A 9,193-nucleotide genomic window follows, 5' to 3' on the forward strand; every position below is an offset into this window, starting at 1 on the left:
ACGCTTCTGGGTGTGGACGACGAGCCCGGCTGGGTGTCGGGCTACGGCCCCGTCCCGGCGGACGTCGCGCGCCACCTGATCCGCCGGGCCCACGACTTCGGGCTGGCCGCGCTCCGGCGTCTCTACGTGCACCCCGCGACCGGGCGTCTCGTGGCCGCCGAGTCGCGCTCCAGGCGCTTCCCCGCCGGCCTCGCCGACCTCATCGGACTCCGCGACCAGGGCCGTTGCCGCACCCCCTGGTGCGACGCGCCGATCGCCGACCACGACCATGCCCAGGGGCTCGCCGAAGGCGGCCCGACCAGCCTCGTCAACGGCCAAGGTCTCTGCGAGGCCTGCAACATCGCGAAAGAAGCCATCGGCTGGCGAGCCAGACCCCGGCCCGGACCCGACGGGCACCATGATCTCCACACCATCGAGACCACCACACCGACCGGGCACGTCTACACCAGCGTCGCGCCCCAGGTCCGGGTCGTGCGACGACCGATGTCGATGGAGATCTATCTCGGTGACGAGTCCGTCGCCTGATCCAGCCCACGCCCAGGCACCGTGGGGCATCATGGCCTCTCGATGGCTGACTACCACGAGGCGAAGTTCGAGGCCGAGCTGTGCGAGCACCTCGCCGCCCACGGGTGGCTCTACGACCCCGGTGACGGCGACCGCTACGACAAGGCGCGCGCGCTCTACCCCGACGACATCTGGGCCTGGCTCGAGGAGACCCAGCCCGACGAGCTCGCCAAGGTGGCCAGCCGCGACCAGCTGCTCGACCGGATCGTGAAGGTGCTCGACGGCCCCCTGGAGACCACCGGCGGGACGCTCAACCTGCTCCGGCGTGGGTTCGCGACCGGCGCGGCCAGCTTCGCCATGGTCCAGGCCCGCCCCGAGACCGACCTCAACCCGGAGACCGGTCGACGCTACGCGGCCAACCGGGTGCGCGTGATGCGCCAGGTCCGCTACTCCCAGCACAACGGCAACGCCCTCGACCTCGTGTTCTTCGTCAACGGCCTGCCGGTGGCGACCGTCGAGCTCAAGACCGACTTCACCCAGACCAGCGGGCTCGCCGTCGAGCAGTACAAGCGCGACCGCACCCCGCGTGATCCCGCGACGAACAAGATCGAGCCGCTGCTCCGGTTCGGCCACCGGGCGTTGGTGCACTTCGCGGTCTCCAACACCGACGCCCAGATGACGACCCACCTCCGGGGCGCGGACACCCACTTCCTGCCGTTCAACACCGGCAACGCGGGTGGCGCGGGCAACCCGGCGAACCCGGACGGGTCGCCGACCTCGTACCTGTGGGAGCGCGTGTGGCAGCGCGACAACTGGCTGCGGATCCTGCTCTCGTTCATGCACCTGCACGTCGAGACCAAGACGCACCCGATCACCGGGGAGACCAAGCGGTCGGAGTCGCTGCTGTTCCCGAGGTATCACCAGTGGGAGGCCGTGACCGCGCTCGTCGCGGACGCCCGCGTGCAAGGCGCGGGCAAGCGCTACCTCGTCCAGCACTCCGCCGGGTCGGGAAAGTCCAACTCGATCGCCTGGCTCACCCACCAGCTCGCGACGCTCCACGACGCCGCGGGAGAGAAGGTCTTCCGCTCGGTCATCGTGGTGACCGACCGCAACGTCCTCGACTCCCAGCTGCGCGAGACCATCAAGAGCGTCGATCACCGGGCCGGTGTCGTCGTCTCCATCGGCGACGACACCGCAGGCGGCAGGTCGAAGTCCCAGCAGCTCGCCGAGGCGCTGACCAGCCTCGCGCCGATCATCACCGTGACCATCCAGACCTTCCCCTTCGTCGGGCAGGCGCTCGCCGACGCCGGCCTGGAAGGGGAGCGGTTCGCGATCATCGCCGACGAAGCGCATTCCTCGCAGACCGGCGTCGCGGCCGCCGAGATCAAGAAGGTGCTGTCCGCCGGGGAGCGCGCCGACCTCGACGACGGCGGCGGGGTCGGCACCGAGGATCTGCTCGCCTGGCAGATGGCGCAGCGAGCCGACAACCCGAACATCTCCTACTTCGCCTTCACCGCCACGCCGAAGAACAGGACCCTGGAGCTGTTCGGCACCCCGGACGCCGACGGCAGGCCAAGGCCGTTCCACCTGTACACGATGCGCCAGGCGATCGAGGAGGGCTTCATCCTCGACGTGCTCGACAACTACACGCCGTACGACACCGCCTTCCGTCTGCGCCAGCGACTCAAGAGCGCTGACGCGCCCGAGCGCGAGGTCGACCAGTCGCAGGCCACCAAGGAGCTGATGCGCTGGGTGCGGCTGCACCCCACCAACGTCAGCCAGAAGGTCCGCATCATCGTCGACCACTTCCGCAGCCACGTCCGCGGCCACCTCGGTGGGCACGCGAAGGCCATGGTGGTGACCGGCTCGCGCAAGGAGGCGGTTCGGTACAAGCTCGCGATGGACGCCTACATCGACGACAACGGCTACGACGACGTCGCCACGCTGGTCGCGTTCTCCGGCTCGGTCGAGGACCAGGAGAGCGGCCCCGAGCCGTTCACCGAGGCATCCATGAACCCCGGGCTCCGGGGACGCACCCTGCCCCGCGCCTTCGCGGGCCCCGAGTTCGACGTGCTGATCGTCGCCAACAAGTTCCAGACCGGGTTCGACCAACCCCTGCTCGTCGCGATGTACGTCGACAAGCGCCTCGACGGGGTGACCGCGGTCCAGACCCTGTCCCGGCTCAACCGGATCACGCCCGGGAAGGACGCGACCTACGTCGTCGACTTCGTCAACGACCCGGACGACATCGTGGCGGCGTTCAAGCCCTACTACGAAGAGGCCTCGCTGTCGGCGACCACGGACCCCGACCTCATCCACGACCTGCGGGCCAAGCTCGACGCCGCCCACATCTACACCGACGAGGAGGTCGAGGCCGTAGCTCGAGCCTGGGTCCGTGACAGCGGGGCACCGAAGGCACATGAGCGGTTGCAGGCCCTGCTGGCGGAGCCGAGGGTGCGCTTCACGGCCGCGCTCGACCATGCGCTCGCCCAGGACGACCGCGGTGAGCTCGAACGTCTCGAGCTGTTCCGCAAGGACGTCGACACCTACGTCAAGCTCTACGACTTCCTCTCCCAGGTCATCAACTACGGCCAGACCGACCTGGAGAAGAGAGCGATCTTCTTCCGGCTGTTCGCTCGCCTGATCCGAGACGAGAGCCGGCACGAGACCGTGGACCTCTCCGACGTCGTCCTGGCGAACGTCGCGCACCGCGAAGGTGCCACCGTCCGGCTCGACCTCGCGACCGGTCAGCCGGTCGAGCTCGACCCGCTCCGGGGAGCCGGCAGCGGGCTCGCGCAGGACCCGGTGCTCGTCGCGCTGGCGGAGGTGATCCGCCGGATGAACGAGGTGTTCGACGGCGGCAGCTTCGACGACACCGACATCGGCGCGCTCTCCTCACACGTGGTGCGCCGGATGCTGGACAACCCCGTCGTGCGCACCCAGGTCCGCACCAACACCCAGCAGCAGGTCGCCGAGAGCCCGACGCTCAAGGCCGGGTTCACCGACGCGCTGGTCGAGGCGCAGGCGGCGTACGGCGAGCTCGTGAAGCAGCTGTTCGATGCCGACAGCAAGCGCACCGACTACTTCCACAGCCTGATCACACTGCTCTACGAGACCGCCAGGGCGGGGGACACGGCATGAGAGTGGGACTCACCGGCGGGATCGCGTCGGGCAAGAGCACGGTGGCGGCGATCCTGCGCGAGCTCGGGGCCACGGTGATCGACGCCGACCTCCTCGCCCGCGAGGTGGTCGCCCGGGGCACCCCCGGCTTGGCCCAGGTGGTCGAGGCGTTCGGCACCGACATCCTCACCGACGACGGCGAGATGGACCGCGCCGCGGTCGGCCGGATCGTCTTCGAGGACGAGGCGAAGCGCAAGGTGCTGGAGGCGATCGTGCACCCCCTCGTCTTCGAGCGGTACGCCGAGCTCGAGGCGGCCGCCCCGGCCGACGGGGTCGTCGTGCACGACATCCCGCTGCTCGCCGAGTCCGGGCGGGCCGCGGAGTTCGACGCGGTCATCGTCGTCGACACCCCGCACGAGACCCAGGTCGAGCGGATGCTCCGCGATCGCGGCATGCCCCGCGCGGACGCCGAGGCGCGGATCGCGGCCCAGGCCACGCGCGAGCAGCGCCGCGCGATCGCGACGTACGTCATCGAGAACACCGGGACGCGCGAAGACCTCCGCCAACGGGTGGCGGAGGTCTTCGAACAGCTGCGCAAGCGCAGCTAGGCGGCCCGGTCAGGCAGCCAGATCGGGGTCCCCGAGACGGCGGAGCTTCTGCAGCGCCTCGCGCTCGAGCTGGCGCACCCGCTCGGCGGAGATGCCGTGCTTGGCGCCGATGTCGGCGAGCTTGTGCTGGCGCCCGTCGACCAGGCCGTAGCGCGAGCGGATGATGTCCGCGGCGCGATCGTCGAGCTGGCCGACCAGGCTGTTGAGGCGGTCGCGGGACTCGACGTCGATGAAGTTCAGGTCGGGCCCGGGGGCCGTCTCCTGCGCCATCAGGTCGCCCAGCGAGGTGTCGCCGTCCTCGTCGACGGGGGAGTCGAGGCTGACGTGCTCCCGGCCCCAGGCCATCAGGTCCAGGACGCGGTCGACGTCCATGCCGAGCTCGGCTGCGATCTCGCGCGGCTCGGGCTCGCGGCCCAGCTGGCGCTCGAGCGTGCGCCGGGCGCCGCCGACCTGGTTGAGCTCCTCGACCACGTGCACGGGCAGCCGGACCACGCGGGCCTGCTGGGCGATGCCGCGGGTGATCGCCTGGCGCACCCACCACGTGGCGTAGGTCGAGAACTTGTAGCCCTTGGTGTAGTCGAACTTCTCGACCGCGCGGATCAGGCCGGTGTTGCCCTCCTGGATCAGGTCGAGCATCGGCATCTGGGCCCGGCCGTACTTGCGGGCGATCGAGACGACCAGCCGCAGGTTCGCGGTGATGAACGTGTCGACGGCCTTGCGGCCCTCCTCGGCCAGCCACTCGAGCTCCTCGACGGTGGCCGACATCGGGGCGCCGCCCTTCTTGCGGCCCACGCGGCCCTCGGCGAGCAGGTGCTCGGCCATCAGGCCGGCCTCGATCGTCTTGGAGAGCTCGACCTCCGCAGCGGCGTCGAGCAGCGGGTTGCGGGCGATCTCGTCGAGGTACAGGCCGACGCTGTCGCGGCCCTCGATCTCGCGAGTGCCAGCGGTGACGGCGGTGCGTGCAACCATGGGTCGCCCTCCAATCTCACACATGGGCGACACGGTCAGGCCGCCACACGTCCCTTACAACGTCCACGGTGACCAGCGGATTCCCTGGTCAAACCTTGAACTTCTCACCCCGAATGACGAGTGAGCGGGCCGGTGAGTTGCGTCGGCGGCGTACTCTCAGGGACTTCTCAGGGGAACCCTCAGGGACGGACCCCGCTCGGGCGGTCCGCGAGACCCATCCGGTCGAGGATCCAGGCGAGCGCGAACGCCCGGTCGTGCCAGGCCTTGTAGCGGCCCGAGACGCCGCCGTGGCCGGCCGCCATCTCGGTGCGCAGCAGGAAGTCGCGGCGACCGACGGCCGTGGCGCGCAGCCGCGCGATCCACTTCGCCGGCTCGACATAGAGCACCCGCGTGTCGTGCAGCGAGGTCTCCGCCAGGATCGGCGGGTAGTCGATCGCCGCGACGTTGTCGTAGGGCGCGTACGACGCGAGGTACTCGTACACGGCCGGGTCGGCCTCCGGGTTGCCCCACTCGTCGTACTCGGGGACGGTCAGCGGCAGGCTCGCGTCGAGCATCGTGGTGAGCGCGTCGACGAACGGCACGTCGGCGACGATCCCCGCGAACAGCTCCGGCGCCTGGTTGGCGACCGCACCCATGAGCAGCCCGCCGGCGCTGCCGCCCTCGGCGACCAGGCGGTCGGGCGTGGTCCAGCCGGTCGCGATCAGGTGGCGGGCGCACGCGGCGAAGTCGGAGAACGTGTTCTGCTTGCGCATCAGCTTGCCGTCGTCGTACCAGTGCCGGCCCATCTCGCCCCCGCCGCGCACGTGCGCGATCGCGAACGCCGCACCGCGGTCGAGCAGCGAGAGGCGGGCGATCGAGAAGTACGGGTCGATCGAGGTCTCGTAGGCGCCGTAGCCGTAGAGCAGCACCGGCACCGGTCCGGTGCCGCCGCCCACGTCCTCGCGGGAGCCGCGCTTGGCGACGATCGAGATCGGGATCTTCGTGCCGTCCTCGGCGCGCGCCCACAGCCGGTGCTCCTCGTAGTCGGCGGGCGCGAAGCCGCCGAGCACCGGGGTGCGCCGCAGCAGCGTCAGCTCGCGGCTGGCCACGTCGTAGTCGTAGACCGACGACGGCACCGCCATCGACGTGTAGCCCAGGCGCACCACCGGCTGGGTGAACTCGGGGTTGCCGGCGGCGCCGACCGTGTAGACCTCCTGGTCGAAGTCCACGAGGTAGTCCTCGGCGACGCCCTCCTCGTCGAGCTCGAGGATGCGCAGCTGGGTCAGGCCCTCGCTGCGCTGGTGGACGACCAGGTGGCCGGCGAACGCGTCGACGTCCTCGAGGCGTACGGCGGGGTCGTGGGCCAGCAGCGGGCGCCACTGCTCCGCGGGCGTGGGCCGGACGGGCGCGACGCCCAGCTCGAAGTCGGGTCCGGCGTGGTTGTGCAGCACGAGGAACACGTCCTCGCCCGCGAGGACCGCGTGCTCGAGGGAGTACTCCAGCCCCTCGCGCCGCTCGGCGAACACCTGCCACCCCGCCTCGGGGTGGTCGGCGTCGAGGAAGCGGTACTCCGAGGTGTTCTTCGATCCCGACGCGACCACCAGGAACCGGTCGGTGCGGCTGCGGCCGACGCCGACCCAGAACCGCCCGTCGGTCTCGTGGTGGACCAGCTCGTCCTCGTCCTGGGTGGTGCCCAGGCGGTGCCGCCAGATCTTGTCCGCCCGCCAGGAGTCGTCGACGGTCGTGTAGTAGAAGCTCTCGCCGGCGCGGTCCCACACGGCCCCGCCGAGCGCGCCGGTGATGCGGTCGGGCAGCAGGGTGCCGCTCGCGAGGTCCTTGACCTCGATCGTGTAGCGCTCGTCGCCGACCACGTCGGTCGCGTAGGCGAGCAGGGTCGTGTCCGGGCTGACCGACGACCCGCCCAGGGAGAAGAACTCGTGGCCCTCGGCGAGGGCGTCGAGGTCGAGCAGCACCTCCTCGCCGGGCAGCGCCGGCTCGTCGGGGCGGGTGTCCTCGGCGGGCCGGGGCGGCGTCCAGTCGTCGGGGTCGGACACCGGCACGCGGCAGCTGGCGCCGTACTCCTTGCCCTCGAAGGAGCGCCCGTAGTACCAGTAGCCGCGGCTGCGGGTGGGCACCGAGAGGTCGGTCTCGCGCGTGCGGGCCTTGATCTCGTCGAAGATCGACTGGCGCAGGTCGGCGAGGTGGGCGGTGCGCTCGCGAGTGTAGGCGTTCTCGGCCTCGAGGTGGGCGAGGACCTCCGGGGCGTCCTTGTCGCGCAGCCACTCGTAGTCGTCGGTGCGCTGGTGCCCGTGGTGCTCGGAGGTGGTCGGGCGCCGGTCCGCGGTGGGCGGGACGAGGGAGGACTGCATGGCCGCGACGATAGCGTCGGGGCATGGCGCGCCCCCGCATCGACCTCAACGCCGACCTCGGCGAGGAGATCACCGACGACGAGGCGCTGCTCGCCGTCGTCACCAGCGCCAACGTCGCCTGCGGCTACCACGCCGGCAGCCGAGCGGTGATGCGCGCCGTGTGCGCCGAGGCGGCCCGGCTCGGCGTCGCGCTCGGTGCCCAGGTGTCCTACGACGACCGGGAGAACTTCGGACGGGTCCACCGCGACGTGCCGTACGCCGAGCTGCGCGAGCAGGTGGCCGACCAGGTCGGCTCGCTGGCCGAGGTGGCGGCCGCCGAGGGGACGGCGGTGACCTACGTGAAGCCGCACGGCGCGCTCTATCACCGGGTGCTCGACGACGAGGAGCAGGCGCGGGCGGTGCTGGACGGGTCCGGCGCGCTGCCGGTGCTCGGGATGCCCGGCGCGTTCCTCCGGCTCGCCGCCGACGCCGGCCGGGCGGTCTTCCACGAGGGCTTTCCCGATCGCCGGTACGCCGCCGACGGGCGCCTGCTGCCCCGCTCCGAGCCCGGCGCGGTCCTCGAGGACCCCGAGGGCGTGGTCGCCCAGGCGCTCGCCCTGGCCGACCGGGTCGACTCGGTCTGCCTGCACGGGGACACCCCGGGCGCGGTCGGCCACGCGGTCGCGGTCCGCCGGTCCCTCGAGTCGGCCGGCTTCGAGCTGCGCCCGTTCACCGGCTAGGCGTCGGGTGGTCACCCACAGGTTGCTCCACAGGTCTGGACCGCGGGCTGTGGAGTGTGCACCCCTGTGGTGGAGAGACGGCCACGAGCTGTGGAGGAGCCTGTGGGTTTCCCGGACCCTCTTGCGGGCCCCCGGCGCCGTGCCATAGAACTCTCTCACCGATCCACCGCAAGGCGGATCGGGATCGGACAGGAACGACGATCCGCACCGCGAGGCAACTCGCGGCGCCGGCCCGGTGACGGGGACGGCGGGGTCCGAGGGCCGGTCCGGTCGGTCGGGCGTCACCGATTCCGGCCGAGCCGAGGGGCTCCTGGTGCTCATACCACCGGGAGCCCCTCACCTTATTTCCCCGTCATCGTCGATCCCATGCCTGTGCGGGACAAGGCCCCGGGCATGACGGCGCGGTGAACAGCCGGGGCGGGCAGACTGGTGCCGTGCCCCTCGCGCCGCCTCCTCCGCCTCGGCGCATGTCCCTGCGCCCGTTCGGTCCCAGCGCCGTGCTCGCCGAGGTCGACGGCCCGGCGAGCGCGCTCGCGCTGGCCACCTGGGCGCGGGCGGCGGCCGTGCCCGCGGTCGAGATCGTCCCGGCCGCGGAGACGGTCCTCTTCGACGGCCTCGCCGACCCGGCGGGGCTGGGGGCGCTGCTGGCGGGCTGGACGCCGACCGACGACGCGCCCCGCGGGGACCTCGTGGAGGTCCCGGTCGTCTACGACGGCCCCGACCTCGCCGCGGTGGCCGCCGTGTGGGGCACCGACCCCGGCGGCGTCGTGCGGCGGCACGCGGCGGTCGAGTACGTCGCGTCCTTCTGCGGGTTCGCCCCCGGCTTCGCGTACCTGGCCGGGCTGCCGGGCGACCTCGCCGTACCCCGCCTGGAGTCGCCGCGGCCGCAGGTGCCGCCCGGGTCGGTCGCGCTGGCCGGGCCCTG

The 9,193-nt window shown here is 71.7% G+C and carries 7 protein-coding genes; 5 read left to right on the forward strand and 2 right to left on the reverse strand.

Annotated features, from left to right (window positions below):
- The 3 genes from VGD85_RS11635 to coaE all read left to right on the forward strand — a co-directional run.
- Positions 1–525 (forward strand): HNH endonuclease (locus VGD85_RS11635; RefSeq protein ID WP_414690803.1); only part of this gene is annotated, 525 nt, incomplete at its 5' end.
- A gap of 42 nt (positions 526–567) precedes the next feature.
- Positions 568–3,645: a type I restriction endonuclease subunit R gene (locus VGD85_RS11640; RefSeq protein WP_331063606.1), complete on the forward strand. Its 3,078-nt coding sequence runs from the start codon at positions 568–570 to the stop codon at positions 3,643–3,645.
- Positions 3,642–4,232: a dephospho-CoA kinase gene (gene coaE / locus VGD85_RS11645; protein ID WP_331063607.1), complete on the forward strand. Its 591-nt coding sequence runs from the start codon at positions 3,642–3,644 to the stop codon at positions 4,230–4,232. Before VGD85_RS11640 ends, coaE begins: the two co-directional genes overlap by 4 nt.
- Before the next feature lie 9 nt (positions 4,233–4,241).
- On the opposite strand, the gene VGD85_RS11650 is transcribed toward coaE, so the two are convergent.
- Together VGD85_RS11650 and VGD85_RS11655 are read right to left on the reverse strand one after the other, a co-directional pair.
- A complete protein-coding gene (locus VGD85_RS11650) occupies positions 4,242–5,201 on the reverse strand; it encodes a sigma-70 family RNA polymerase sigma factor (protein WP_331063608.1) in 960 nt (319 codons plus the stop codon).
- Between the two features lie 179 nt (positions 5,202–5,380).
- Entirely contained in the window at positions 5,381–7,549 is a 2,169-nt protein-coding gene (locus tag VGD85_RS11655) for a S9 family peptidase (RefSeq protein WP_331063609.1), read from the reverse strand.
- 23 nt (positions 7,550–7,572) lie between these two features.
- Between VGD85_RS11655 and VGD85_RS11660 the strand changes: the two genes are divergently transcribed.
- The gene (locus VGD85_RS11660) at positions 7,573–8,268 is read left to right on the forward strand and encodes a 5-oxoprolinase subunit PxpA (RefSeq protein ID WP_331063610.1); all 696 of its coding nucleotides are present in this window, start codon (positions 7,573–7,575) and stop codon (positions 8,266–8,268) included.
- Positions 8,269–8,735: 467 nt separating this feature from the next.
- Positions 8,736–9,193 (forward strand): carboxyltransferase domain-containing protein (locus tag VGD85_RS11665; RefSeq protein WP_331063611.1); only part of this gene is annotated, 458 nt, incomplete at its 3' end.

The organism is Nocardioides sp. (assembly GCF_036401255.1).
GTDB lineage: Bacteria > Actinomycetota > Actinomycetes > Propionibacteriales > Nocardioidaceae > Nocardioides.